21 protein-coding genes are annotated in these 24,743 nt (G+C 65.1%); 8 read left to right on the top strand and 13 right to left on the bottom strand.

Going from position 1 to position 24,743, the window contains the following annotated elements; genetic code table 11:
* Nucleotides 1-34 precede the first annotated feature (34 nt).
* From LFT45_RS20345 to purU, 5 genes are all read right to left on the bottom strand, one after another.
* Entirely contained in the window at nt 35-283 is a 249-nt protein-coding gene (locus LFT45_RS20345) for a hypothetical protein (RefSeq protein ID WP_111904434.1), read from the bottom strand.
* Nucleotides 280-1,158, bottom strand: coding sequence for a bifunctional 5,10-methylenetetrahydrofolate dehydrogenase/5,10-methenyltetrahydrofolate cyclohydrolase (locus LFT45_RS20340; protein ID WP_236805375.1), 879 nt, complete (start codon nt 1,156-1,158; stop codon nt 280-282). The genes LFT45_RS20345 and LFT45_RS20340 overlap by 4 nt, the downstream gene beginning before the upstream one ends.
* Entirely contained in the window at nt 1,155-1,781 is a 627-nt protein-coding gene (locus LFT45_RS20335) for a cyclodeaminase/cyclohydrolase family protein (RefSeq protein ID WP_236805374.1), read from the bottom strand. Before LFT45_RS20335 ends, LFT45_RS20340 begins: the two co-directional genes overlap by 4 nt.
* A gap of 113 nt (nt 1,782-1,894) precedes the next feature.
* On the bottom strand, nt 1,895-4,387 hold the full coding sequence (locus tag LFT45_RS20330) for a GcvT family protein (RefSeq protein WP_236805373.1): 2,493 nt from the start codon (nt 4,385-4,387) through the stop codon (nt 1,895-1,897).
* Between the two features lie 55 nt (nt 4,388-4,442).
* Nucleotides 4,443-5,357 carry a formyltetrahydrofolate deformylase gene (gene purU / locus LFT45_RS20325; protein ID WP_236805372.1) on the bottom strand — a complete coding sequence of 305 codons (915 nt, stop codon included), beginning with the start codon at nt 5,355-5,357 and terminating at the stop codon, nt 4,443-4,445.
* Nucleotides 5,358-5,473: 116 nt separating this feature from the next.
* Here purU and LFT45_RS20320 point away from each other — a divergent pair, with 116 nt between their 5' ends.
* The 3 genes from LFT45_RS20320 to LFT45_RS20310 all read left to right on the top strand — a co-directional run bounded on the left by LFT45_RS20320 (nt 5,474) and on the right by LFT45_RS20310 (nt 8,885).
* Complete coding sequence (locus tag LFT45_RS20320) at nt 5,474-6,154, top strand: GntR family transcriptional regulator (protein WP_111904442.1); 681 nt, start codon at nt 5,474-5,476, stop codon at nt 6,152-6,154.
* Between the two features lie 215 nt (nt 6,155-6,369).
* Complete coding sequence (gene zwf, locus LFT45_RS20315; protein ID WP_236805371.1) at nt 6,370-7,944, top strand: glucose-6-phosphate dehydrogenase; 1,575 nt, start codon at nt 6,370-6,372, stop codon at nt 7,942-7,944.
* Entirely contained in the window at nt 7,941-8,885 is a 945-nt protein-coding gene (locus LFT45_RS20310; RefSeq protein ID WP_236805370.1) for a glucose-6-phosphate dehydrogenase assembly protein OpcA, read from the top strand. Before zwf ends, LFT45_RS20310 begins: the two co-directional genes overlap by 4 nt.
* A gap of 72 nt (nt 8,886-8,957) precedes the next feature.
* Here the strand turns inward: LFT45_RS20310 and LFT45_RS20305 are convergent, their stop codons facing one another.
* Nucleotides 8,958-10,424, bottom strand: coding sequence for an MFS transporter (locus tag LFT45_RS20305; RefSeq protein ID WP_111904440.1), 1,467 nt, complete (start codon nt 10,422-10,424; stop codon nt 8,958-8,960).
* A 375-nt stretch (nt 10,425-10,799) separates the two neighbouring features.
* On the opposite strand from LFT45_RS20305, the gene LFT45_RS20300 reads away from it, so the two are divergent.
* Nucleotides 10,800-11,885 (top strand): inositol-3-phosphate synthase, encoded by a 1,086-nt coding sequence (locus LFT45_RS20300; protein WP_236805369.1) that lies wholly within the window; start codon nt 10,800-10,802, stop codon nt 11,883-11,885.
* 159 nt (nt 11,886-12,044) lie between these two features.
* On the opposite strand, the gene mshA is transcribed toward LFT45_RS20300, so the two are convergent.
* The 3 genes from mshA to LFT45_RS20285 all read right to left on the bottom strand — a co-directional run bounded on the left by mshA (nt 12,045) and on the right by LFT45_RS20285 (nt 15,149).
* The gene (mshA, locus tag LFT45_RS20295) at nt 12,045-13,253 is read right to left on the bottom strand and encodes a D-inositol-3-phosphate glycosyltransferase (RefSeq protein WP_442863632.1); all 1,209 of its coding nucleotides are present in this window, start codon (nt 13,251-13,253) and stop codon (nt 12,045-12,047) included.
* 139 nt (nt 13,254-13,392) lie between these two features.
* A complete protein-coding gene (locus LFT45_RS20290; RefSeq protein WP_236805367.1) occupies nt 13,393-14,013 on the bottom strand; it encodes an MBL fold metallo-hydrolase in 621 nt (206 codons plus the stop codon).
* Nucleotides 14,010-15,149 carry an S-(hydroxymethyl)mycothiol dehydrogenase gene (locus LFT45_RS20285; RefSeq protein ID WP_236805366.1) on the bottom strand — a complete coding sequence of 380 codons (1,140 nt, stop codon included), beginning with the start codon at nt 15,147-15,149 and terminating at the stop codon, nt 14,010-14,012. The genes LFT45_RS20290 and LFT45_RS20285 overlap by 4 nt, the downstream gene beginning before the upstream one ends.
* A 352-nt stretch (nt 15,150-15,501) precedes the next feature.
* Between LFT45_RS20285 and LFT45_RS20280 the strand changes: the two genes are divergently transcribed.
* Nucleotides 15,502-15,825, top strand: coding sequence for a DUF6457 domain-containing protein (locus LFT45_RS20280; RefSeq protein WP_236805365.1), 324 nt, complete (start codon nt 15,502-15,504; stop codon nt 15,823-15,825).
* A gap of 174 nt (nt 15,826-15,999) precedes the next feature.
* On the opposite strand, the gene LFT45_RS20275 is transcribed toward LFT45_RS20280, so the two are convergent.
* Nucleotides 16,000-17,898 carry a BCCT family transporter gene (locus LFT45_RS20275; protein WP_236805364.1) on the bottom strand — a complete coding sequence of 633 codons (1,899 nt, stop codon included), beginning with the start codon at nt 17,896-17,898 and terminating at the stop codon, nt 16,000-16,002.
* A gap of 390 nt (nt 17,899-18,288) precedes the next feature.
* Here LFT45_RS20275 and LFT45_RS20270 point away from each other — a divergent pair, with 390 nt between their 5' ends.
* Nucleotides 18,289-19,539 (top strand): macrolide family glycosyltransferase, encoded by a 1,251-nt coding sequence (locus tag LFT45_RS20270; RefSeq protein ID WP_236805363.1) that lies wholly within the window; start codon nt 18,289-18,291, stop codon nt 19,537-19,539.
* Here the strand turns inward: LFT45_RS20270 and LFT45_RS20265 are convergent.
* From LFT45_RS20265 to LFT45_RS20255, 3 genes are all read right to left on the bottom strand, one after another.
* Nucleotides 19,536-20,342: an IclR family transcriptional regulator gene (locus LFT45_RS20265; RefSeq protein WP_236805362.1), complete on the bottom strand. Its 807-nt coding sequence runs from the start codon at nt 20,340-20,342 to the stop codon at nt 19,536-19,538. The two genes, LFT45_RS20270 and LFT45_RS20265, sit on opposite strands and share 4 nt — an antisense overlap.
* Nucleotides 20,343-20,420: 78 nt before the next feature.
* Nucleotides 20,421-20,993, bottom strand: a complete 573-nt coding sequence (locus LFT45_RS20260; RefSeq protein WP_236805361.1) for a GNAT family N-acetyltransferase — start codon at nt 20,991-20,993, stop codon at nt 20,421-20,423.
* 47 nt (nt 20,994-21,040) lie between these two features.
* On the bottom strand, nt 21,041-22,360 hold the full coding sequence (locus LFT45_RS20255) for a helix-turn-helix transcriptional regulator (protein ID WP_236809456.1): 1,320 nt from the start codon (nt 22,358-22,360) through the stop codon (nt 21,041-21,043).
* 140 nt (nt 22,361-22,500) lie between these two features.
* On the opposite strand from LFT45_RS20255, the gene hxlB reads away from it, so the two are divergent.
* Entirely contained in the window at nt 22,501-23,118 is a 618-nt protein-coding gene (gene hxlB, locus LFT45_RS20250) for a 6-phospho-3-hexuloisomerase (RefSeq protein ID WP_236805360.1), read from the top strand.
* Nucleotides 23,119-23,195: 77 nt separating this feature from the next.
* Entirely contained in the window at nt 23,196-23,819 is a 624-nt protein-coding gene (gene hxlA / locus LFT45_RS20245; RefSeq protein WP_236805359.1) for a 3-hexulose-6-phosphate synthase, read from the top strand.
* Nucleotides 23,820-24,743 lie beyond the last annotated feature (924 nt).

Here is a 24,743-nt window from a genome sequence, read left to right as displayed (position 1 = left end):
AAAAATCTATGCCGGGCAGTAGCGGGTGCAATGACTAGGGAACGTCAACCGTGACGATGCAGCCGTCCTCACGGAAGAACATGCGGCGGCCACCCCCGAAGGCGCGGACCAGCCACACGATGCGGCCGTCCTCGGTCAGGTCATCGATCCAGCCGCTGTAGGGAACCGTGTACTGCTCCAGTACGGTGACGAAATCGCCGGGCATGAGCGCAGTCCAGTCCGCCACGACCTTGGTGCTGGTGGGCTGAGGCGCGGTGCTGCGCGCCATGACTGCCTCGGTCACCGCGCCAGGACCGGCGTCCGGGCTGCACGGAACTGTTCGCGCGCCGCTTCGGAGGTGTGCAGTAGCAGCAGTGCCGTGGTGACTGAGCCGACACCGCCGGGGACGGGCGTCAGCGCGGCAGCGACAGGCCGAACACTGGCTTCGTCGACGTCGCCGGCGAGTGAGCCGTCGGAAAGCACGTTGGTTCCCACATCAATGACCACTGAATGCTCCGAAACATCGGTCCCGGTGAGCAACCCGGTGCGGCCCGCGGCAACAACCACGACGTCGGCATCCTTGGTGTACTTCCCGAGCGGGCCGGACTTCGAGTGGCAGACGGTGGTGGTGGCGTCCTTCTGCAGCAGCAGCAGGGACAACGGCTTGCCCACCACGGTGGAACGGCCCACCACCACCACGTTGCGCCCGGCCACCGGGATCTCGAAGTGGTCCAGGATTTCCACCACGGAGCGTGCCGTGGCCGGCGCGAACGCACGTTCCCCTACGGCCAGAAGACCGAGGCTCACCGGGTTGGCGCCGTCGATGTCCTTTTCCGGGGCGATGTACTTGACCAGCTCCTGGGTTTTGACGCCGGGGGGCAGGGGAGTCTGCAGGATGATGCCATTGACGGAAGCTTCTGCGCTGAGGTCCTTCAGCACAGCGATCAGCACCTGTTCGGTTGCGTCATGGCCGACGTCGATGATCCTGCAGCCGATGCCGGCGTTTTCCGCGGCGCGCTCTATGGAGCGAACGTACCAGTGCGTGGAGCTGTCCTCGGTGGCAACCACGACGGCGAGGGTGGGGCGTGAGCCTTCTTCGGCCAGTGCCGCGGCCTGGGCAGTTGCCTGCTGCTGGATGAGTTTGGCGAGGGGCTTGCCGGAAAGCACGGATGCCGTCATCGGAGGATCCTTTCCCGTACCTGGCGTGAGAGCGAGTCTGCTGCCAGAACGACTTTTTCTTCAATGCCATCTGTTTGTTCCGCCAGTGCGGCGCGCGCCTGGGCGTCCTTGATGGCTACGACGTTGATGTCGATGTTGACGCGGGCGGTGGTGGCCGCTGCCCTGGCGGCGTCGGCTGCTGCTGCAATGTCGCTGATGACGTTCGGGTTTGCAATATCCAAAAGTTCGGTCGCGAGTTCCACGACGGCACCTGAGAGCCTGATCAACCGGGCAGGCGGCTGCGCGGCCTGGCCAAGCGCGTCGTCGATCGCGGCTGCGCGCGCTGCACGCTCGGGGTCGCTGGTGGCGGGCAGCTTGTAAGAGGTGATCACGGCTTTGAAGGCAGTTTCGTCGGCGTCTGCCAGCCCCAGCGTTTCGCCGATGAGTTCGTCGACGGCGGCAATGATCCTGGACGTTGTCTCTGCGTGCTGTTCATATTTGCCGCCGGTGCTGAATCTTGCCACCATCGCCACCAGGGCCGCTCCCTGCGCCGCGTGGAGCGCGGCGGCCGCGCCGCCACCGGGGGTGGGCTGCCGGGCGGCAAGCCTGCCGAGGTAGTCGTTAATTGTTTCTGAACCGATCATTTGTTCATTCCTGGGCTGGTAGAAGCTGGAGCGGAAAAGGGGGGTGCACGCAGCCCGGCTCCCGTTGCGAGGATGAGCCGGGCTGCGTGCCCCCAGAGGGCTCTGCGGGCTGGTTAGCCGCGGAGCCTGGTCATTTTCGGGTCGTACAGCGGCTCTTCCGATACAGAGGCCGTGATCCGCCGCCCGAAGTATTCAATCTCGACCGAATCGCCCACCGATACGGTGGCCGGGAGGTAGGCGTAGGCAATCGGTTTGGCCACCGTGTACGCGTAGGCTGCGCTGGTCACGTACCCGACTGCCTGATCCTTGTAGAACACGGGCTCCTTGCCCAGGACAATGGACCGGCCGTCGTCGATGGTCAGGCACCGCAGCCGGCGCGCGGAGCCCTCCTCGGTCCGGCCTTCGAGCGCGCCCTTGCCGATGAAGCTCTCCTTGGCCATCTTGACGGCGAATCCGAGGCCTGCTTCGAAGGGGTCGTGCTCCGTGGTCATGTCCGATCCCCAGGAGCGGTAGCCCTTTTCGAGGCGCAGGGAGCTGAACGCCGCCCGTCCGGCCGCGATGACGCCGAAGGGCTGTCCTGCCTGCCACAGCGCATCCCACAGCCGCTGTCCGTTGTCCGCGCTGGTGTAAAGCTCCCAGCCGAGCTCGCCCACATAGGACAGCCGCATTGCCGTGACCGGGACCCCGCCGATGACGACGCTCTTTGCCCGGAAGTACTTCAGGCCGTCGTTGGTGAAATCATCGTCGCTGACCTTGCCGACCAGGTCGCGGGCCAGGGGGCCCCAGAGTCCGATGCAGCAGGTGCCGCCGGTGGTGTCGCGGACCTGGACCCAGTCAGTAGCGGACCCGCTTTGCGTCTGGTGCCGGGCAGCCCGCGTGAAGTAGGCGGTGTCGATGTTGCCGTTGGCTCCGAGCTGGAAGGTGTCCTCGCTCAGGCGGGCGACGGTGATGTCGCTCCGCACGCCGCCGGCGTGGTCGAGCAGAAGCGTGTAGGTGACCGCGCCGGGCTTCTTGTCCAGGTCCGCCGTCGTCAGCTCCTGGAGCAGTTTCAGGGCTCCGGGCCCGGACACTTCCAGCCGCTTCAGTGGCGTCATGTCATACATGGCCACCGCCGTGCGGGTCTTCCACGCTTCGGCGGCCGCAATGGGGGAGCTGAACATGTTGGACCAGGCGTCCCGTGCCGGCGGCAGCCATTCGGCCGGCATCTCCTTGAGGAGGGCAGCGTTTGATTCGAACCAGTATGGCCGCTCCCACCCGCCGGACTCCAGGAAGAAGGCTCCGAGTTCCTTGTGCCGGGCGTGGAACGGGCTGACTCGCAGGTTGCGAGGGGAGAGCTTGGGCTGGAGCGGGTGGAGGACATCGTAGATCTCCACGAAGTTCTGCTGCGAGGTCTCGCTGACGTACTCGGGGGTGAGCTGCACGTCCTCGAAGCGGGTGATGTCGCATTCGCCCAGGTCGGTTTCGGACTTGCCCGTGGTCAGGAGCTCGGCCATCGCCTTGGCAACGCCTGCGGAGTGCGTCACCCAGACGGCCTCTGCGACATAGAAACCGTCGAGTTCCTTGGACTCGCCAAGGAGCGGTCCGCCGTCGGGGGTGAAGGAGAAGATGCCGTTGAAGCCATCCTCGATTTCGCTTTCTGCCAGTCCGGGAAGAATCTGCTTCGAGGCCTCCCAGGCAGGCAGGAAGTCCTCCAGCGTGAAGTCCAGGCGGGAAGGCATGTTGTGTTCGCTGACGGTCTCGGGGGCATAGGTGCCCAAGGTGTCGACGTCGACGGGCATGGGCCGGTGGGCGTAGGAGCCGATGCCGTAGCGTTCGCCGTGTTCGCGGTAGTAGAGGTCCTGGTCCTGGTGGCGCAGGATGGGCAGCGTGGCCCCGTTCGGCAGTTCATTGCGGCCGCTCAGCTGGGGCACCGCGGTGGTCTTCACGTACTGGTGGGCCAGCGGAAGCAAGGGAACCGCCATGCCGATCATGGCACCGATCTTCGCGCCCCAGAAGCCGGCACAGGAGATGACGATGTCGGCAGGAATGACGCCTTCGGAGGTCTCGACGCCGGTGACGCGCCCCCCGGACTGCTCGATGCCCGTCACGGAGGTGGAGCCGCGGTATTTGACGCCTGCGGCTTCGGTGCGCTTGATCAGCAGCTGGACGGCACGGGCAGCGCTTGCGAGGCCATCGCTTGGCACGTGGAGTCCGCCCAGGATGTTTTCATCATTGAGCAGCGGGTAGAGCTCCTTGCACTCGGTGGAGGAGAGGATCCGTCCTTCGATCCCCCAGGAGGCTGCATAGCCGAGCTTGCGCTTGAGGTCAGCGAGCCTGGTTTCGGTGGTGGCCACTTCCAGGCCGCCCACCTGGTTGAAGCAGCTGACGCCGTCCTCTGTCAGGGAGAGCAGCTTTTCCACCGTGTACTTGGCGAAAGCTGCCATGGTCTTGGACGGGTTGGTCTGGAAGACCAGGCCCGGAGCGTGGGAGGTGGATCCTCCGGGCATGTTCAAAGGCCCCTGGTCCAGCACTGTGATGTTGTTCCATCCCCGGGCGACCAGTTCGTCGGCCAGGTTCGTGCCGACGATGCCAGCTCCGATAATGACGATTCGAGGCGTTGATGCCATGTGGTTCTCCTGCTGATTTAAGTAGTGGGCTTCCGCGGCCTGTACGTTGGCTCGTCTAGCGGAAGACGATGGTGCTGGCCTGGTCGATCAGCACACGGTGCTCGCAGTGCCAGCGGACGGCTCGCGACAGGGCCAGTGCCTCCGCGTCCTGACCGATGGTGGACAGGGTGGTCGGACCGAAGCTGTGGTCCACGCGGATGACTTCCTGCTCGATGATTGGGCCCTCATCAAGGTCGGCGGTTACGTAGTGGGCCGTTGCGCCCACCAGCTTCACGCCGCGGTCGTAGGCCTGGTGGTAGGGGCGCGCGCCCTTGAATCCCGGCAGGAACGAGTGGTGGATGTTGATGGCCCTGCCCTCGAGGGACCGGCACAAGTCGTCCGAAAGCACCTGCATGTACCGGGCCAGGACGACGAGGTCGATGTCGTATTCGTCCACGAGCTCCAGCAGTCGCCGCTCGGCATCCTGCTTGGTTTCCGGAGTCACGGGGATGTGCACGAACGGAAGGCCGGCAGCCTCGGCCATTGCCCGGTGCGTTTCGTGGTTGGAAACCACCAGGGCCAGCTCCCCGCCGAGGCTGCCGCCACGCCAGCGGAAAATCAGGTCATTCAGGCAGTGACCGAACTTCGACACCATGACCAGAACGCGGTGCTTGGTCTCGTCGTGGACATTGAACTTCATGTCAAAGCGTTCGGCAATGGGGCGGAACTCCGCTTCGAGCGTCTGCAGATCGAAATCCGTGGCTCCCGAGAAGGCCGTGCGCAGGTGCAGGGTCTGGCGGAGGCCGTCGTCGAACTGCTGGTGCTGTTCGATGTTAAATCCGCGCTCGAACAGGAATGTGGTTACTGCCTGGACGATGCCGGCACGTTCGACACACGACAGTGTGAGCACGAACTTGCCGGTGTTGGTTTCTTTGAAGGCTTCTGTCTGCGCAGCCGGCCTGGTTTTTGTGGCTGTGTCCACAACGGTCATGTCGCATCCTTTAGATATATGGCTGATCACCTTATTGATATATCAGGGCTGGTTGTCAGCGTATACTGGTGTGCGGATGAGGTCAATAGATGTTGGCCCATAGGAGAGGCGGAGCGGTGGCGTTTGAAGCTTTGGCGGTGTCGGAGGCCGGAGGTTCGAGGTCCCTGGCCGATGTGGCCTATGAACGTATCCGTGACGGCCTGCTGACCCTGGAGATCCGGCCTGGCGATCCGCTGTACGACGAGGGGATTGCCAAGGAACTCGGCATCGGGCGCACCCCGGTCAGGGAAGCGCTTAAGCGGCTTGAAGTGGACCGGCTCGTTGTGACTTATCCAAGACGGGGTACCTTCGCAACACGGGTGGAGGTCACGGACCTCGCATTCATCTCGGAAATCAGGGCCCAGCTGGAGCCCCTGGCTGCCGCCCGTGCCGCCCGGGTGGCCACAGCGGCAGCGCGTGAGCGTCTCCGCCTCATCGTGGAGGAGGTCGAGTCCTTCGATGTGGACAGCGCATCTGTGGTGGAGACGTTGCGGCTGGACGCCAGGGTGCACCAGGGAATCTATGCCGCAGCAGCGAATCCGCACCTGGAAGACGTCCTGATCCGCTACGACAATCTCGCGACGCGCATTTGGTGCATGGTGCTGGACCGCTTGCCAAACCTTTCCCGGCACGTGCACGAGCACGTCGACCTGCTTGAAGCGGTGATCAAAGGGGACGAGGCCCAGGCCGAGGAACTGGCCCGCGTTCACGTCGACGGCTTTGAGAAGGCCGTGCGGACGGCGTTGTTCGCAGCCTAACGCTTGTTGTTGCCTGGCAACGACGACGCCGGGACGTTGGCTCGCCGTCGCGAAGCACGCCCATCCTAAAGGGTGGGTGGCGCCGCCCGGTTTGGTGGTTCAGCGCTACCCGGGCAGGTGACAGCCTTAGAGCAAATACCCTGTGGCCAGCTGCGCCCTGCCGCATCGGCAACTGACGCCCGTCCGCCACTGAGAGCTAAGGCCCTGAATTAACCATGCCAGATACTTTGAACGGCAGAAGGTCAGCGGGCCGGTCCGGGAATCCTTTGCGGGATCCTCGGGACCGGCGGTTGAACCGGATTGCCGGGCCGTCCTCGCTTGTGCTCTTCGGAGTGACCGGGGACCTTGCCCGTAAGAAGCTCATGCCTGCCGTGTATGACCTTGCCAACCGTGGTTTGTTGCCGCCGAGTTTCGCTTTGGTGGGTTTCGGCCGGCGGGACTGGGACAACGAGGATTTCGCCGCGGAGGTGAAGGACGCGGTGAAGGCGTATGCCCGGACGCCTTTTGATGAGGCGGTCTGGAACCAGCTCTCGGAGGGTATCCGGTTCGTGCAGGGCGCGTTCGATGACGATGCGGCGTTTGAGCGGCTCGGGGAGACGATCAATGAACTCGACGAGGTCCGGGGCACCCGCGGCAACCACGCGTTTTACCTCTCGATCCCGCCGAAGGCCTTTGAGCAGGTCTGCCGGCAGCTGTCCAGGCATGGTTTGGCGCAGGCCGAGGGCGGGAAGTGGCGCCGGGTGGTGATCGAGAAGCCGTTCGGGCATGACCTGGACTCGGCCCGGCAGCTGAACGACATTGTGGAGTCGGTGTTCCCGGCCGACGCGGTGTTCCGGATCGATCATTACCTGGGCAAGGAGACGGTGCAGAACATCCTGGCGCTGCGTTTCGCGAACCAGCTGTTCGAGCCGTTGTGGAACGCGAACTACGTGGACCATGTGCAGATCACGATGGCCGAGGACATCGGTACCGGCGGCCGGGCCGGGTATTACGACGGCGTGGGCGCGGCCCGTGACGTGATCCAGAACCACCTGCTGCAGCTGCTCGCCCTGACCGCGATGGAGGAACCGATCTCCTTCAACGCCGACGACCTCCGCGCGGAGAAGGAAAAGGTCCTCGCCGCGGTGCGGTTGCCCGAGGACCTGTCCACCCATTCGGCCCGCGGCCAGTTCGCCGGCGGCTGGCAGGGCGGGGAGCAGGTCCAGGGCTACCTGGAGGAGGAGGGCATCCCGGCCGACTCCAAAACCGAAACCTACGCCGCGATCCGGGTGGACATCAACACCCGGCGCTGGGCCGGGGTGCCGTTCTACCTGCGCGCCGGCAAACGGCTCGGACGCCGGGTCACGGAGATCGCGGTGGTGTTCAAGCGCGCACCGAACCTGCTCTTCGGCACTCACGGGGGCGCCGGCCACGGGGATGATGATTTCGGGCAGAACGCGGTCGTGATCCGGGTCCAGCCCGACGAGGGCGCCACGATCCGGTTCGGGTCCAAGGTCCCGGGCACGCAGATGGAAGTGCGGGATGTGACCATGGACTTCGGCTACGGGCACTCGTTCACCGAGTCCTCGCCGGAAGCGTATGAGCGGCTGATCCTGGACGTGCTCCTGGGCGAGCCGCCGCTGTTCCCGCGGCACGAGGAAGTGGAGCTGTCCTGGAAGATCCTGGACCCCTTCGAAGAATACTGGGCCGGTTTGGGTGAACAGCCCGAGCCCTACGCGCCCGGCAGCTGGGGCCCGGCCTCGGCCGATGAGCTGCTAGCCCGCGACGGACGCACCTGGAGAAGGCCATGATCGTAGACCTGCCCAACACCACCACCTCGAAGGTGTCCAAGAAGATCCAGTCCCTGCGCGAGCAGGGCGGGGTGATCGCGCTCGGCCGGGTCCTGACCCTCGTGGTGGTCACCAAGTCCGGGCTCGAAGAGGAAGCGATCGAGGCCGCGAACGAGGCCAGCCGCGAACACCCCTGCCGGATCATCGTGCTCGCCGACGCCGGCTCGTCCGCGCCGAACCGGCTCGACGCGCAGATCCGCGTCGGCGGGGACGCCGGCGCCTCGGAAGTCATCGTGCTGCGCGGCTTCGGGGAACTCGCCGAGGAATCCGAATCCCTCGTCGCCGCGCTGCTGCTGCCCGACGCCCCGATCGTGGCCTGGTGGCCGCACGGCGCCCCCAAAAACGCGTCTGAAACCTCGATCGGGAGGATCGCGCACCGCCGGATCACCGACTCCGCGAACGAGGCCGAACCCCAGGTCGCACTGGAAAACATCCGGAACACCTACAAAGCCGGCGACACCGACCTCGCCTGGACCCGGCTGACGAACTGGCGCATCCAACTCGCCGCCGTCCTGGACCAGGCCGACACCTCACCCGTCACCGCCGTCGCGGTCGAAGGCGCCTCGGACTCACCCAGCACCATCCTGCTCGCAGCCTGGCTGACCCTGTCCCTGGACGCCCCCGTCACCATCGTCGCGGACCCCGCCGGCACCGGCATCCGCCGCGTCCGGCTCACCCGCACCAGCGGCGACGTCCAACTCTTCCGCCCCGGCCTCTCCATCGCCGAACTCACCCAACCCGGCCAACCCGCACAACGCATCTCCCTCCCACGCCGCAGCCTCCGCGACTGCCTCGCAGAAGAACTCCGCCGCCTCGACCCCGACGACACCTTCGGCCTCGTGCTGGGAGCGCTTGATTTGGTGCGGGACTGGGAGGATGCGCCGCTGTTGGCGTTGGTCTAATAAAAAGGTGGCATAAAAGAAGGTGCCCCCGTCGTTCATACGACGGGGGCACCTTCTGTGTGGAAAGCGCGGCTAACGCAGCACTGGACTGGTGTCCTGGGCGGCGATGAGCTCCTGCGCCTCGGCTTCCGTGTCCACGCTGGGCATGGAGCCGGGCAGCGGGCGGCCGGCGGATTCGCGAAGGAAATAGATGGCAATCGCACCGATGACCGAGGTGCCCACCAGGTAGTAGGCGGGGGCCATGTCGTCGCCCGTGGCCGCGATCAGGCCTTGGATCACGAACGGCGTTGTCCCGCCGAAGATCGCCACCGAGAAGTTGTAGGCGATGCCCATGCCGCTGTAGCGGCTTGAGGTGGGGAACAGTGCAGGCAGCGCCGAGGCGAGGTTAGCCACATAAAACGTCACGGGGAAGGCAACCAGTGACAGGCCCGCCAACGTGGACCAGAGCTCGCCAATGCCGATCAGGGTGAATGCAGGGACGGCAAACAGGACGGTGCTTCCGGCGCCGATCCACAGCACGGGACGCCTCCCGATGCGGTCCGAAAGCTTGCCGGTGAGCGGGATGCACAGGGCCATCACCACCAGCACCGGAATGGTCAGCAATGTCCCGTGAACGGGGTCATAGCCCTTGGATTCGGTCAGGTACGTCGGCATGTAGGACGTCAGCGCGTAACCAACGGTGTTGGCAGCGCCGGCGAGGATCATGGCGAGTACGATCGGACGCCAGTACGTTGTTATGAGGCCGAGCGGGCCCTTGGCGACAGCCGAGTCGCCAGCGGCGGCTTTGACGGCGGCGGACTCCTGCGCGTCCAGGGCTGCCTGGAACTGGGGGGACTCCTCGATCTTGTTCCGGAAGTAGATGGCGATCAGGCCCAGCGGCCCGGCCACCAGAAACGGCAGCCTCCAGCCCCATTCCTCCATCGCGGCCTCCCCGAGGGTGACCTGCAGGACGGAGACGGTGGCAGCACCCAGGGCAAACCCGATGTAGGAGCCCATGTCGAGGAAACTGGCGAAGAAGCCGCGCCGCTTGTCGGGGGCATACTCACACACGAACGTGGTGGCGCCGGCGTACTCGCCGCCCGTGGAGAAGCCCTGCACGAGCTTCAGAAGCACCAGCAGCGCTGCGGCCCAGATGCCTATCTGTGCGTAGCCGGGCAGGAGGCCGACGGCGAACGTGCTGGCCGCCATCAGCATGAGGGTGGCGGCGAGCACCTTCTGCCGCCCCACTTTGTCGCCAAGCCACCCGAAGACGACGCCGCCGATCGGGCGGGCAATGAAGGTGGCAGCGAACGTGCCCAGGAGGAACAGCGTCTGCACGGTCCTGTCCGCTTCCGGCAGGAACACCGGCCCCATGGTGGTGATCAGGTAGCCGAACACGCCGACGTCGTACCACTCCATGGTGTTGCCCACGACTGTGCCGCCGAGAGCCTTCTTCAGCATCCGCTGGTCCACGACGTTAATGTCTGAGGTCGTGAGCCGGCGGGAGTACTGTCTGTCTTTGCTGTTGTGATCGGTAGTGACATCACCTTTGATCGTCATACAGGTTCCTTACTGAATTTTTGGCGGGGGGTACCCAAGCGTGTGGGTCCCTCTGGTGTTCCGCAGTAATCAACAGGCTTCGGCTTATGCAACAGAGTGCGTTAGCTCACAACCTAATGTCAAGAACATGACTTGGGCCGTTCCGCTTCCCTGGCGTCCCTGCTGGGGCACACCTGCCCGTTCGGGTAGGTGCAACCGTCCGATCATGGAATAGCAGGCGGGCACGCCTTCGGGAGATGATGGAGGGCAGCATATTCGGATGAGATCGGCACCGCGGGGGCGGCGCTTCGAATGTCCGAGACAGCTTATATCCCTGCCGGCCATCCCGGTCATCCCGGCTGCTCCCGGCAACAGCTTTTCCCCCAAAGGAGTTCCGTGTCTTCAAATCCGATTCGTGTAGCTATCGTCGGCGTGGGTAACTGTGCCGCTTCGCTGGTCCAGGGTGTCCATTACTACCGGGATGCCGACCCCCAGGCCACGATTCCGGGTCTGATGCACGTGGAGTTCGGCAAGTACCACGTCAATGATGTGCAGTTTGTGGCCGCGTTCGATGTGGATGGCAAGAAGGTCGGACATGACCTGGCTGATGCGATCCTGGCGAGCGAGAACAACACTATTAAGCTGGCCGAGGTCCCGCCGACCGGTGTGACGGTGCAGCGCGGGCACACCTTGGATGGGCTGGGCCGGTATTACCTGGAGACCATTGAGCAGTCCACGGAGGAGCCGGTTGATGTTGTCCAGGCCCTGAAGGACGCCCGGGCCGATGTCATGGTCTGCTACCTGCCGGTCGGGTCGCAGGAGGCCGCGGAGTTTTATGCGCAGGCCGCGATCGACGCGGGGGTGGCGTTCGTGAATGCGCTGCCGGTGTTCATCGCCGGGACGAAGCAGTGGGCTGATAAGTTCACCGCTGCGGGTGTGCCGATCGTGGGTGATGACATCAAGAGCCAGATCGGTGCGACCATCACGCACCGTGTGATGGCGAAGCTGTTCGAGGACCGCGGTGTGACGCTGGACCGCACGTACCAGCTGAACGTGGGCGGCAACATGGACTTCAAGAACATGCTCGAGCGGGACCGGCTGGAGTCGAAGAAGATTTCCAAGACCCAGGCCGTGACGTCCAACGTCGAGGCCGAGTTGGCCGCGAAGGATGTCCACATCGGCCCGTCCGATTACGTGCAGTGGCTCGATGACCGGAAGTGGGCGTTCGTACGGCTGGAGGGCCGGAACTTCGGTGACGCGCCGGTGTCTTTGGAGTACAAGCTGGAGGTCTGGGATTCGCCGAACTCCGCGGGTGTGATCATCGATGCGATTCGTGCGGCGAAGATCGGCCTGGACCGCGGCGTCGGCGGCCCGTTGGTCTCGGCCTCGAGCTACTTCATGAAGTCCCCGCCGGAGCAGTTCAACGACGACCTCGCCCGCGAAAAGGTCGAGGCCTTCATCCGCGGCGACCTCGACCGCTAAACCCCGCCCCGACGCTTCCTCAGGTCCTGCAGGTTTTGACCGGACGCGTCCTCACCTCCTGCAGGTTTTGACCGGACGCGTCCTCACCTTCTGCAGGTTTTCATGCGATGCTCCCTCACCTTTGGGTGGGGGAGCAGCGCTGCTTAAGGGATGCGGGGGCTACCCGGCCAGGACTGTGAGACGGCCGAGTCGCTGTGCCGCGGCGGCGTGGTAGCTGTCGAGGGTAAGGGCGGCGGTGCGTTGCCAGCCGGAGTTTGCCGCGTGAATAGCGGCGGCAGTGCCCATGTCGCAGCGGGTGGCGGGGTCGTCGTGGAGGGCTTCGAGGGCGTCGGCCCAGTCGGCGGCGTCGTGGCCGTCCACCAAAAGCCCGGTGTGGCCGTCAATGACGGTGCGGGGCAGGCCGCCCACCCGTGTGGCCGCCACGGGGGTGCCGCAGGCTTGCGCCTCCAGGGCCACAAGCCCGAACGATTCGCTGTAGGAGGGCATGACGACGACGTCGGCCGAGCGGTACCACGAGGCCAGCTGCGGTGCGCCGACCGGCGGATGGTGGGTGACGGCGTCGGCCATTCCTTCAGCGGTGACAATCGCGTTCAGGTCGAAGTCCCGCGCGCCACTCAGCGCGCCGAGAACGGTCAGTTTGAGGTCGATGTCGGGGCGCCGCCGGCGGAGGATAGCGGCGGCCCTGATCAGGACCTGCGGGCCCTTGAGCCGCTGGATGCGCCCGGCGAACAGGAGATGGAACGTGCCCGGCGCAATGCCGTGATCGGCGCGGGACCGGCTGCGGAACGCGGGCGTGAAGACCGAAAGGTCAACGCCCGGGGGAGCGACATCGATCCGTTCGGCGCCGGCATCGTAATGCGAAACCAGCTCGGCGGCCTCGGCGCCGGTGTTGGCAATCAGGCGGGTGGCGCCGTCGACAATGCGGTGTTCGCCTTCCTCGCGGCGCCACGGCTCGGGCTCTTCGCCGGACTGCAGCACCAAATTCTTGACCTTGGCCATGGTGTGCATCGTGTGAACCAGGGGAACGTCCCACAGCCAGGAGAGCTCCAGCCCGGCCATGCCGGACAACCAGTAGTGGGAGTGGATGACGTCGTAGCGGCCGTGGCGCTGCCGGGCGTGGATCCGCTCGATCTCGGCCACCATGCAGTGCAGCAGGTCCGGCAGTTCCTCCTTCGACAGCCGGCGCGGCGGCCCGGCGGTGACGTTGTGAACACGGACTCCCGGACGGGGATGTTCGACGGCGGGCTGGCCGGCAGAAGTGGCGCGGGTGAAAATATCAACCTCCACGCCGGAGTCCGCGAGGGCGGCGGCGAGACCGCGGATGTAGACGTTCATGCCGCCGGCGTCGCCGGAACCGGGCTGTTCCATGGGGGAGGTGTGCAGCGACAGGAAAGCCACGCGCTTGAGTGGGGTCACGGCCCATTCCTTCTGGTCTGTTACGTCTGCTAAAGGGGTACACGAACGGCCCCCGTCTCCAGGACGGGGGCCGTTCAGCTTCAACTGTGTCTTAGTGGGTCACGTTGGCGAGGGTTTCGCGTTCGGCGGCGATGGTGGTGTTGTCCCCGTGTCCGGTCCTGACGGTTGTTTCCGGCGGGAGGGTGAGGAGCCGTTCGCGGATGGAGGCCAGGATGGTGGGGTAGTCGCTGTAGGAGCGTCCGGTGGCGCCGGGTCCGCCGTTGAACAGGGTGTCCCCGGTGAACACGGTGTTTTCTGCTGCGAGGTGGAAGCAGGTGGACCCGGGTGAGTGGCCGGGGGTGTGGATCGCCTTCAGGGTGGCCCCGCCGACCTGGAACTCGTCCCCGTCCGCGATGGCCGCATCGGGGGTGGTGCCGGGGTAGACCTGTTCCCAGAGGACCTGGTCCTCCGGGTTCAGGTAGACAGGCGCCCCGACGGTGTCGGCGACGTCGCGGGCGGCACCGATGTGGTCGTTGTGCGCGTGGGTCAGCAGGATCGCCAGGACCTTGCGGCCGCGGACCTGGTTGATGATCGCGGCGGCGTCGTGCGGGGAATCAATGATCACGCACTCGGTCTCGTTGCCCACGATCCAGACGTTGTTGTCCACATCCCAGGTCCCGCCGTCGAGCGAGAACGTGCCGGAGGTGACGAGGTTTTCGATCGTGACGCTCATGCCGAAGCCACCGCCGGCTCGGCAGCAGCGGCCGTGGAGGCTGCCGCGGGCTGGATTTCAACAACTGATCGGAGGACCTTGCCTTCGTGCATTTTGTCGAAGGCTTCCTCGACCTGGTCGATGGTGATCCGTTCGGAGACGAACGCGTCCAGGTCCAGGTTGCCGGCCTTGTAGTGGGCCACGAGCATCGGGAAGTCCCGGGACGGCAGGCAGTCCCCGTACCAGGAGGACTTCAGCGACCCGCCCCGGCCGAAGACATCCAGCAGCGGCAGCTCCAACTGCATCTCCGGGGTCGGGACGCCGACCAGGACCACCCGGCCGGCGAGGTCGCGGGCGTAGAAGGCCTGCTTGTAGGTTTCGGGCCGGCCGACGGCCTCGATCACCACATCCGCGCCGTTCCCGCCCGTCAGTGCCCGGATCGCCTCGACCGGGTCGGAGGTGCGGGAGTTCACCCCGTGCGTCGCGCCCAGGGACTTGGCCATCGCGATCTTGTTCTCGTCAATGTCCACGGCGATGATCGTCGTCGCCCCGGCCAGCTTCGCCCCGGCGATCGCGGCGATCCCCACCCCGCCGCAGCCGATCACGGCCACCGACTCCCCGCGCTTGACCTCGCCGGTGTTGATCGCCGCGCCGATGCCGGCCATCACACCACAGCCCAGCAGGCCCACGGCGGCCGGGTCCGCGTCCTCATCAACCTTCGTGCACTGCCCCGCGGCAACGAGGGTCTTCTCCGCGAACGCCCCGATCCCCAACGCCGGGGACAGCTCCGTGCCGTCCTCCAAAGTCATCTTCTGCGTGGCGTTGGCCGTGTTGAAGCAGTACTGCGGCTGGCCCTTCGCACACGCCCGGCACTGCCCGCACACCGCACGCCAGTTCAGGATCACCCGGTCACCCGGGACAACCTCGGTCACACCCTCACCCACCGCCGAAACCACACCGGTAGCCTCATGGCCCAACAGATACGGGAACTCATCACCGATCCCGCCCAGCTTGTAATGCAGGTCCGTATGACACACCCCGCAGGTCAGGATGTCCACCAGGGCCTCGCCCGGGCCCGGATCCGGCACCAGGATCGTCTCCACCGACACCGGAGCGTCCTTCGCCCTGACAACAACAGCCTTGACTTTATGAACCATGAGTAAGTGTTCCTTTCGGGTTTGCGGCCCGCCACAATCGACCCGTCGCTATCAGCAGCGCTTACGCGCTGCCCTACGAGGGGAGCTGGCGGTTGCCGGAGGTCTCTGGGTGCGGCGTCAGCGGCGCCGCAAGCGGCTGATATGCCATTGGTATGTGTGAGCTAGATAACTGATATATAAGTGATCGTATGCCCCGGACCTTGGCTCCGTCAACGTATCTGGGGAGCGGCGCAGACCTGCGGCAGAGTGTTACGTCGTTGGCAAGTAAAAGCCCGGTGACTTACCGTGGCCATGCCTTGTAGGGTCAGGGAACCAGCTCCAAAAGCGGAAGTGTCCTGTACAAGGAGAGATCATGGCTGTCGATGATGAGATGCAGATCCTGGGCGAGTGGTGCGAGCAGTTAGCGAGGGCGTTGCAGATCCCGGATCTCGACGTCGATCAAGAGCTGCTGCTGGATCTGGCAAGGAAATCTGCCGATTCAGTAATTCATGCTGCAGCACCGGTGACAGCCTTCATGGTGGGCTACGTGGCCGGACAGGAAGCCGGAACGGGAAACGCTGGTTCTGAGGCGTCCAGGGCGGCGACCGTCCGGGCCGCAGGCATCGCGTTCGGGCTGTGCGAGCAGCGAGCCGGCAGTCAGTCGGTCTCGGGGCCGGAACAGAAGAAGCAGCCGTGATAGTCGCAGTCATCAACGGTGCGTTCTTTGTCCGCTTCCGTTTCAGCGTGTGTGATTGTGGACGTCGATGCCATACGGGATGCCTTTCCTAGGGCAGCGAGTGCGTTTCTATTAGAGGACAAGCGGTAGGGCGGCCTGCCCCCGGTCGTTTCGGGAGCAGGCCGCCCTCTGTACTCAGTGCTGCTTGTCCCCTCCGGGCTCAAGCTCATTCTTGGCGCACCGTTCATCACATTCGTGTTTGGTCACCAGATCGAACTGGACGCCGCCGTGCTGTTCCACCCCACTGCGAATGGAGCGCTCGACGACGGACGTCACCAACCGCGCGCGCAGCGACAGCGGGTCCCGGCGCAGGTCCCTCGTGAGGGCAAAGCACATCAGGAACATCACCACCACGAAGGGCAGGGCTGACACGATGGTGATCCGCTGCAGTCCGGCGAGCGCCTCGGCAGGCTTGTCGCCGCCGGCGAGGAGCATCACTGCGGCAACGGCTCCCGTAAGGGCACCCCAGAAGATGACGACTCCGCGGCGTGGTTCTTCTGCGCCGTCGGAGCTGAGTGACCCCATCACGATGGAGGCCGCATCGGCGCCGGTGACGAAGAAGATGGCCACCAGGACCATCGCCAGGACGGCGACCGCGCCGGCAATGGCATTGGGCAGGGGGAGGTGGTGGAGCAGGTCGAACAGGGCACCGTCGAAGGAAATCGAGGGAGCCCCGTCGACGATCTTGGCCAGGCCATCGCCGGTGTCCGGGGTGGCGTCTGCGGTGGCCTGGATGTTGATGGCGGCCCCGCCGAAGATGCCGAACCAGATGACGCTGACGATGCTGGGGACCAGCAGGACGCCGGTGACGAACTGGCGGATGGTGCGGCCGCGGCTGATGCGGGCGATGAACAGGCCAACGAAGGGCGTCCAGGAGACCCACCAGGCCCAGTAGAAAATGGTCCAGCCGGACATCCACGTGCGCAGGGCGTCATCGCCGACAGCCTCAGTCCGGGAGGCCATCTCGGCCAGGTCCCGTGCATAGTCGCCGACTGCGGCCGGGATCAGGTTAAGGATGAAGAGCGTCGGCCCCGCCACGAACACGATGACGGCCAGGACTGCAGCCAGGACCATATTGATGTTGGACAGCCACTGGATGCCGCGGCTGATGCCGGAAACCGCCGAGGCCACGAAGCAGGCTGTGAGCACGGCAACGATGACCACCAGCACAGGAGTGGCAAGCTGGCCGTTGATCCAGCCGTTGGACGCCATTCCGCTGCCGATCTGCAGCGCACCAAGACCCAGCGACGCGGCGGTGCCGAAAAGTGTGGCGAAGATGGCCAGCATGTTGATGACCTTGCCGATGGGACCTTCCACCCTGCGGATGCCGAACAGCGACGTGAAGACGCTGGAAATGAGCTGTTTGCGGCCAAGGCGGTACGTTCCGTAGGCCATGGCAACGCCCACCACCGCGTACATGGCCCATGGGTGCAGGGTCCAGTGGAAGATCGAGGTTGCCATCGCCGTCTGGACCGCCGCGGGAGTCTGGCCGTCCACCGTGCCCGGCGGCGGGGAGATGTAGTGATAGAGCGGCTCGGCCACGCCGTAGAACATCAGGCCGATGCCCATGCCGGCCGCGAACATCATCGAGACCCACGAGACCATGGAGTACTCGGGCTTTTCCGCGTCTTTCCCCAGCGGGATGTTCCCGAAGCGGCTGACCGCCAGCCAGAGAACGTAGACCACGAACAGGGAGGAGAGCGCAACGAAGAGCCAGCCCGTGTTCTTCATGACCCAATCAAGGACCACCTGGGAGGTGGTGGCCAGGTTCTCCCTGCCGGCAAATCCCCAGATAACGAATGCCAGCGTGAGCAGTCCGGCGACGCCGAAGACTACCTTGTCGATGCCTCCCTTCCGGAACAGTTGGCTGCTGCGCCGCGCTTCTTCATGTTCTGATTCGGTTTCCCGCAGGGCCTGCAGGATTTGCAGGTCTTCCTGGGGAGGAACAGGCTCTCGTTCCAACGCCGGTTCCGCCCCCGAGGCCCGGTCGTCTTCACTGCTTTCATCGATAGTGACGTCACTATTGATTGTCATGAGGGGTTTCCTTCACTGAATATGAGGGACGGCCCAGCCGTGGCCGTAGGCGGTTACGCCCGGCGTTCGGTTCGGCTCGTCCTCGGAGTCGATGGTCATGACGGTCGCCGTCGACGATCATGACCTCGTGAATGCGGATGGGCAGCTCACCAGAGCGTCTGTCCGACGAGTTCCGCAGTAATCAACACACTTCGCCTTCAGCAACAGAGTGCGCCAGCTCATACGCGTTGTCAAGGATTTTTTATTGCTGACGTCACCTTTTGACAGTGCGACTGTCATGAACAAGCCTGTTGCTTGAAGTGGCCTGCGTTGCGCATAAAGCAATTGCGGGAAAGGCCGTGCGAGGCGCGTACGATGATCCTGTCACTGCCGGGCGGAGGAGTATCTGTCATGCATTTCGCCTTCGTTTGCCTGCCAGCCACGGGCCATGTGAACCCAACGCTGCCTTTGGTCGCAGAGCTGGTTAGGCGGGGCCACCGCGTCACGTATGTCACCTCGGCCAAGTACGCAGCCGCCGTCGAATCTGCCGGGGCCAGCTTCTTCGAGAACGGCGAGGACCTGTCCGCGCAGTTCCCCCGGTTCGGCAATACGGCGCCGGGCAGTCCCGGGGACGACGCCGGCCGGTCGCCTCGGGTGGGCATGCTCGCGGGGCTGGGGGCGGGGATGATGTCTGGACTGCTCGACCGGCTGCTGGAGAGGGCGCGCGAAGATTTTCCCGCCTTGCTGGCCAAGCTCGCTGCCGATCAGCCGGACGCCGTCTGCTACGACGCCATGACCCTCGCCGGGAAGATGGCCGCCATGAAGCTTTCCCTGCCCGACATCGCGTTACTGCCGACCTATGCCACCAACGAACATTTCTCCATGCGGGAGCTGATGCCCACCCGTCCGCCGGCAGAAATGCTGCGGGCCTGGAAACAGGCACGCCAGCTCATCGGGGATTTCGCCGCGGAGCAGGGTCTGGCAGGATTTAACTTCATGGAAGGACCGCCGGCTTCCTTGAACATCTGTTTCATCCCGCGGGAATTCCAGCCCGCAGGAGACACCTTCGATGACCGCTTCCACTTCGTGGGACCCAGCCTTGGCCGGAGGGTGGACGGGGAGGAATGGGAGCCCCGCGTGAAGGAAGGGCCACTGCTGTTCATTTCGCTGGGAACGACGCCGCTGAACGACCGGCCGGATTTCTTCCGTATGTGCCTGGAAGCCTTCGCGGGCACCAAATGGCAGGTGGCCATGGCCATCGGCGACCGAATGGATGGGGCTGAACTGGGGGAGATCCCGGAGAGCGTGGAGGTCCGGCCTTTCTTCCCACAGCTGGATGTTCTGCGGCATGCCGATGTGTTCCTCTCCCACACGGGGATGAACTCGACCATGGAGGCGCTGTATCTGGCCGTCCCCATCGTGGCGTTTCCGCTGCAGCCGGAACAGGAGGCCAATGCGCGCCGCGTCGAGGACCTGGGGCTGGGACGCCGCCTTCCCACGGACGCCGTCACGCCACAGCTGATCCACGACGTCGTGACGGACGTCAGCCGGGACCAAGGGATCCGGAGCGCCGTTGCGGCGATGAGCCAACGCGTCGGCAGCTCTGGCGGGGCAGCGGCAGCCGCCGACGCCATGGAGCAGTACCTGAGCGCCCCAGCCTAACGCCGCGTGTAGCCCATGTTGGCGCTGATCCGCTGGCCAGCCTGGCCCAGGCCCTCGATGAGGCCGGGTGTCTTTTTGGGGTCGAAGCGGAAGGCCGGGCCGGAGATGCTGACCGCCCCGATCGCCGTTCCCAGGTGGTTGTAGACGGGCACCGCCATGGAGTTCAGCCCTATTTCGAACTCTTCGAGGGTCACCGCGTAGCCGTTGTGGACGACGTCGATCAGCTGCTTTTCGAGCTTGTCCCGCTTGGTGATGGTCCGCGGTGTCCGGGCCGGCAGTCCTGTCTCTTTCAGGATGCGCTCACGTTCGTCTGCGGTCAGCGCTGCCAGCAGGACCTTCCCGCTCGACGTCGCGTGCAAGGGCGTCAGGCTTCCCACCCAGTCGAAGGTGGCCAGGGTTGACGGCCCCATGGCCTGGTCTACGTTGACGGCATAATTGGAGCGCAGGACGGCGAGGTTGACGGTTTCCTTGAATTCCTCGGCCAGGTTTTCGAGTACCGGGCGCGCCTCGCGGACCAGGCTAAGCCGGCCGGGAATGGAACTGGCCAGGCGAAGGATGCCGAATCCCAGCTGATACTTGCCCCGTTCGCTGTTCTGGTGAACCATCTCCCTGACTACGAGCGAACCGAGCAGCCTCGAAACGGTGGACTTGTGAATGCCCATTTCCCCGGCGATTTCGCTCACGCCTGCATGGCCGTCGCGGGCCAGTATCTCCAGCACAGCGAGAGCCCTGTCGACGGACTGGACGCCGCCCTGGCCGCCCTCACCCTCGGCATCGGAATCAAGGACATTATTCGAAGCCATGACCTGATCCTATGCTGGGAAGTGTGACGGAGCCGACATCGCGTCAAGCCGGGTAACGGCGTCGGGCGCCATGCCCAATCAGCCCAGCTCAAGGCGCATGAGTACCCGCGGGAAGCCGTTGAGGACGGAGTCCGTCTCCGCGGCCTTGGTGAAACCGGCCTCCTCAAATAGTTTGCGGGTGCCCACGTAGGCCATGGTCAGGTCCACCTTCTTGCCCCCGTTGTCCACCGGATAACCCTCAATGGCGGGCGCGCCGTAGGAGCGCGCAAAGTCGACGGCGCCCTGCAGCAGCCGATGGGAGAGTCCCTTTCCCCGATGCCCAGGCCGGACCCGGATGCACCACACCGACCAGACGTCCAGATCGTCCACGTGGGGGATCCGGCGGTTGCGGGCGAAGCTGGTATCGGCGCGGGGATGGACACCCGCCCACCCAACTGCCTCGCCGCCGTCGTATGCCAGCACCCCGGGCGGCGGATCCTGTGTGAGCAGTTCCTGGACCAGCTCCCCGCGGGCGGTGGCCCGAAGCTCCACGTTCTGCTTTGACGGGATGCGGTAGCTGAGGCACCAGCACACCGTTGCGTCCGGCCGCTTGGGCCCGAGCACCGCTTTCACGTCCTCAAACTGCGTCGCCGGACGAATTTCGATCGCCATGCCGCCACCCTGTCACCGGTTTACGGAGGGGACAAGCTGCAGTTTCCCTAGCGCAGGCCGTTGCTGTGCGCCAGGGCGATCGCTTCGGTGCGCGACGTGGCGCCGAGCTTGCGATAGATGTTGCGGAGATGAAACTTCACCGTGTTCTCGCTGACGTGCAGCTTTGCCGCGATCGCCCGGTTGCGCTGCCCGGCCGCGAGCAGCTGCAGCACCTCGAGTTCGCGATCGCCCAGGTTCCAGGCGGCGACGTCGGGCAGCTTGCGCCCGGGCGGGTCCAGCGGCAGGGCGACTGCGACGTCGGCACCCCAGCCCTGCATCAGGTCAATCGTCATCCGGCCGTCCAGGACCTCCACGCGTTGCGCCAGGCGGGCGATGCTGGGGGCCTCGGCCGAAAGGCTGCCCAGGCCGTCATCGCGCACGTTGATGAGGAGGTTCTCGCCGTCACAGTCCCACTGGGTGCGGATGCGCCGCACGTCCGGCTGTTCAACCATTGCCAGCACGAGGCCCCGGACGATTGCCCTGGCAGCATGCGCAACTTCCCCGGGAAGTGCCCGGCCATTGACCGGCGGCTCGATGAACTGGACGTCGATGCCGCTGAAGTGCATGAGCGGGCGAAGATCCTCACGGAGGCGCTGGAACGCCGTGGCAACAGGTTCTTCGACGAGTTCGGTGGTGCGGTCGTTCAACGTCCGCAGTTCCACGAGGGCCTTGGCGGCGACGTCCGTGGCGGACTTCCGTGCCACCTCGTCAGCCAAGGAGGGGGAGCGCAGCGCGGCGAGCAGGGTCTCCAGCGTCGTCGAATGCCGGTCCACCAGCTCCGCCGTCACCCTGACCCGTTCGGCGGACGCCGCCCGGGACTCGATGAGGTACGACGGCGGTGCATCCGCCACCTTTTCGCGGATCCGCTCGGCCGCGAGGGTCCACAGGTAGCGGACCAGCCACGGCACCGGAACTTCCTGCCCGGAAGGTCCCCCTCCGGCTTCGCCCGCCGCCGGCTCGGGATCGACCAGAACCAGAAGAGCATTTGTGGGCGAGGGGAGGGCGAGGACCGGGCGCTCCTGCCCGCCGATCGGTGTCCGGCCATGCCACGTTTCGCTTCCTGAAAGTGCCGCCCTGATGGCGTCCAGTTCGGCGATGGACACCTGGCTGATGACGGCCTCGTCGCCGGACTTCTTCTGCGGCCGGCCTGTGCAGTCTTCGGTAAAGATCACCAGGGCGCTGCTCCGCAGGTAGGGGAGCGTGGCCTGGTGCAAGCGCTGGGCAATCTGGGACAGCGGAGCGGCCGACAGCCGCGTGATCGCCCCAAGCAGGGGCTTCAGGCCTTCGGCGGTCTCGGGCGCGGCGGGCGTAACGGTGGATTCGGTGATGGCGGACACCCGTCCATTGTAGGGGAATCTGTGGCGATGCCTATCCCTTTGGGTGGGTCAAACCGTCCGATCATGCCGTGGTGCCCACCCGATTGGCGTTCGAAGATGGAAGGGCAACATCGTCCCGAAGGAGGTAACCCTTGAGTGTCATCACGGACACCGTTCCCGCCACGCCGGCAGGAACGTCCACCGCAGTTCCGGCAGCATCGGTCACCAGGAACCAGCTCCTGGTCCTGGATGAGATCCAGCGGACCGCCGCCCGGGTGGATCCGGAGCAGGTTGCCGCCCTGGCTTCGGAAATCAAGGATGCAGAACGGATCTTCGTCACCGGCGCAGGCCGCAGCGGCCTCGTCCTGAAGATGGCCGCCATGAGGCTCATGCACCTGGGGCTGACGGTGCACGTGGTGGGCGAGACCACCGCGCCCGCCATCCGCACGGGGGATGTCCTGCTCGCTGCCTCCGGTTCCGGCACGACGTCGAGCGTCGTGAAGGCAGCGCAGACCGCCGCCGCGCAGCGCGCTCGGGTAGCTGTGTACACCACCAACCCCGGTTCCCCGCTCGCAGAGGCGGCGTCCGCCGTCGTCGTTATCCCGGGCGTGCAGAAGACGGACCACGGGTCGGGCGCCTCGCGCCAGTACTCAGGGAGCCTGTTCGAACAGGTGCTGTTCACCACTACCGAGGCAGTATTCCAAAGCCTTTGGGAAGAGGATGCTGCTGCTGCGGAAGACCTCTGGCTGCGCCACGCAAACCTCGAGTAGCCCTGCGGGTTCCGAACCCGGCTAGCCCATCACGCCACCAATCCACCAAAAACCCTCGCAAACCAAGGAAGAAACACATGAAACTGCAAGTCGCAATCGACCTCCTCACCACCGAAGCCGCCCTCGAACTTGCCGGCAAGGTCGCCGAGCACGTGGACATCATCGAGCTCGGCACGCCGCTGGTGAAGAGCGAAGGGCTTTCCGCCATTACCGCCATCAAGAACGCCCACCCGGACAAGATCGTTTTCGCGGACCTCAAGACGATGGACGCCGGCGAACTCGAAGCTGACATCGCCTTCAAGGCCGGCGCCGACCTGATCACCGTGCTGGGTGCCGCCGACGACTCCACCATCGCCGGTGCCGTCAAGGCAGCCAAGGCCCACAGCAAGGGCGTCGTTGTGGACCTGATCGGTGTCGAGGACAAGGTGACCCGTGCCAAGGAAGTCCGGGCCCTGGGCGCGAAGTTCGTCGAGATGCACGCCGGCCTGGATGAGCAGGCCAAGCCCGGTTTCGACCTGAACGTGCTGCTGAGCGCCGGCGAGGAAGCCCGCGTTCCGTTCTCCGTCGCCGGTGGCGTGAACCTCTCCACGATCGAAGCCGTCCAGCGGGCTGGCGCCGACGTGGCCGTCGCCGGAGGCGCGATCTACAGCGCCGCTGACCCGGAGCTGGCCGCCAAGGAACTGCGCGCCGCGATCATCTAGGTCTTTCCGCATTCAAGGCCAACGGCGGTACTTACCGCGCGGGCGGTCCTCACCGAGGGGTGGGGGCCGCCATCGGCGTTTTCAGGAAGGGGCGCCTTCGCCTGTAACGATCGAACCTTCCCCTGGAGGCTCGGTTTTCCCGAAGAGTGGGTGAATGCACGGCTGCTTCTCATGGAATCCCCAGACGCAGGACTTAAGTTCAAAGAGTGAGACTACCTCGTTGGGTCCAGCACCACGGAGCGGCTGGTAGGCGCCCCGTGCAGCTAGACCGGGGGTCCGATGGGTGGCTCGCAACGCGGCCGACAGGACTCACGTGAGGACCGTCGGAAATACTGCCATTCCACTTTTGGAAGGCAGACTCTAACAAACCTGTAAGTGGTGATTGTCATGGACGCTACCCGTCGGCGGGCCTCCTCATCCCTGCTCTTTTGGGTGGTGTGCCTCTTAGTTCTGGCAGCGGTCGTCGCTGCGATTTGGGACGTGATGGTTGTATACGTTGCGCCGCTAATCGACGCAGTGCGGGATACCTACTTCTAGAAGCTGCTGCGCAGATGGGGAGGCACCTCCCCACTGTGCGGTGGTTGTCCACCTGAGTGCCTGTGGGTTGCCGCGCAGCCGCGGCGATGACCCGTTTTGCAAAGCGCGCGTGTCGACAGGGGCCACAAACAGCGAAACGGCCAGCGCAGCCCTGGGCGTGGATCGCAGCTAGGAACACAACCCCTGACCGGTCTCGACCCCAGGCAGGTGTCTCAATACCACATCGAAGCCAGCGCGCACGGGAGACTGGACGACGGCCTGACGCCCTCTGCTTGCTTCTCCAGCAGTTGCGTCCGCCCCCAATCCCGAGATGTCCGTTCTCAACGGCTATGGGAATCTGCGGCTGTCGCCCGTATCAGGATTGCAACGTCATACTTCCGGACCTGA

The sequence above is a fragment of the Arthrobacter sp. FW305-BF8 genome (assembly GCF_021789315.1).
Classification (GTDB): Bacteria; Actinomycetota; Actinomycetes; order Actinomycetales; family Micrococcaceae; genus Arthrobacter.
The sequence above is the reverse complement of the archived record's forward strand: the minus strand, read 5'-3'. Positions and strand labels throughout refer to the sequence as shown.

Excerpts from the sequence above, each read along its gene's own strand:
- LFT45_RS20305 (WP_111904440.1), bottom strand. The coding sequence starts at position 10,424 with ATGACGATCAAAGGTGATGTCACTACCGATCACAACAGCAAAGACAGA.
- mshA (WP_442863632.1), bottom strand. The coding sequence starts at position 13,253 with ATGGAACAGCCCGGTTCCGGCGACGCCGGCGGCATGAACGTCTACATC.
- LFT45_RS20340 (WP_236805375.1), bottom strand. The coding sequence starts at position 1,158 with ATGACGGCATCCGTGCTTTCCGGCAAGCCCCTCGCCAAACTCATCCAG.
- LFT45_RS20265 (WP_236805362.1), bottom strand. The coding sequence starts at position 20,342 with ATGGCTTCGAATAATGTCCTTGATTCCGATGCCGAGGGTGAGGGCGGC.
- LFT45_RS20290 (WP_236805367.1), bottom strand. The coding sequence starts at position 14,013 with ATGAGCGTCACGATCGAAAACCTCGTCACCTCCGGCACGTTCTCGCTC.
- zwf (WP_236805371.1), top strand. The coding sequence starts at position 6,370 with ATGCCAGATACTTTGAACGGCAGAAGGTCAGCGGGCCGGTCCGGGAAT.
- LFT45_RS20260 (WP_236805361.1), bottom strand. The coding sequence starts at position 20,993 with ATGGCGATCGAAATTCGTCCGGCGACGCAGTTTGAGGACGTGAAAGCG.
- hxlA (WP_236805359.1), top strand. The coding sequence starts at position 23,196 with ATGAAACTGCAAGTCGCAATCGACCTCCTCACCACCGAAGCCGCCCTC.
- LFT45_RS20310 (WP_236805370.1), top strand. The coding sequence starts at position 7,941 with ATGATCGTAGACCTGCCCAACACCACCACCTCGAAGGTGTCCAAGAAG.
- LFT45_RS20270 (WP_236805363.1), top strand. The coding sequence starts at position 18,289 with ATGCATTTCGCCTTCGTTTGCCTGCCAGCCACGGGCCATGTGAACCCA.
- purU (WP_236805372.1), bottom strand. The coding sequence starts at position 5,357 with ATGACCGTTGTGGACACAGCCACAAAAACCAGGCCGGCTGCGCAGACA.
- LFT45_RS20280 (WP_236805365.1), top strand. The coding sequence starts at position 15,502 with ATGGCTGTCGATGATGAGATGCAGATCCTGGGCGAGTGGTGCGAGCAG.
- LFT45_RS20335 (WP_236805374.1), bottom strand. The coding sequence starts at position 1,781 with ATGATCGGTTCAGAAACAATTAACGACTACCTCGGCAGGCTTGCCGCC.
- LFT45_RS20275 (WP_236805364.1), bottom strand. The coding sequence starts at position 17,898 with ATGACAATCAATAGTGACGTCACTATCGATGAAAGCAGTGAAGACGAC.
- LFT45_RS20285 (WP_236805366.1), bottom strand. The coding sequence starts at position 15,149 with ATGGTTCATAAAGTCAAGGCTGTTGTTGTCAGGGCGAAGGACGCTCCG.
- LFT45_RS20330 (WP_236805373.1), bottom strand. The coding sequence starts at position 4,387 with ATGGCATCAACGCCTCGAATCGTCATTATCGGAGCTGGCATCGTCGGC.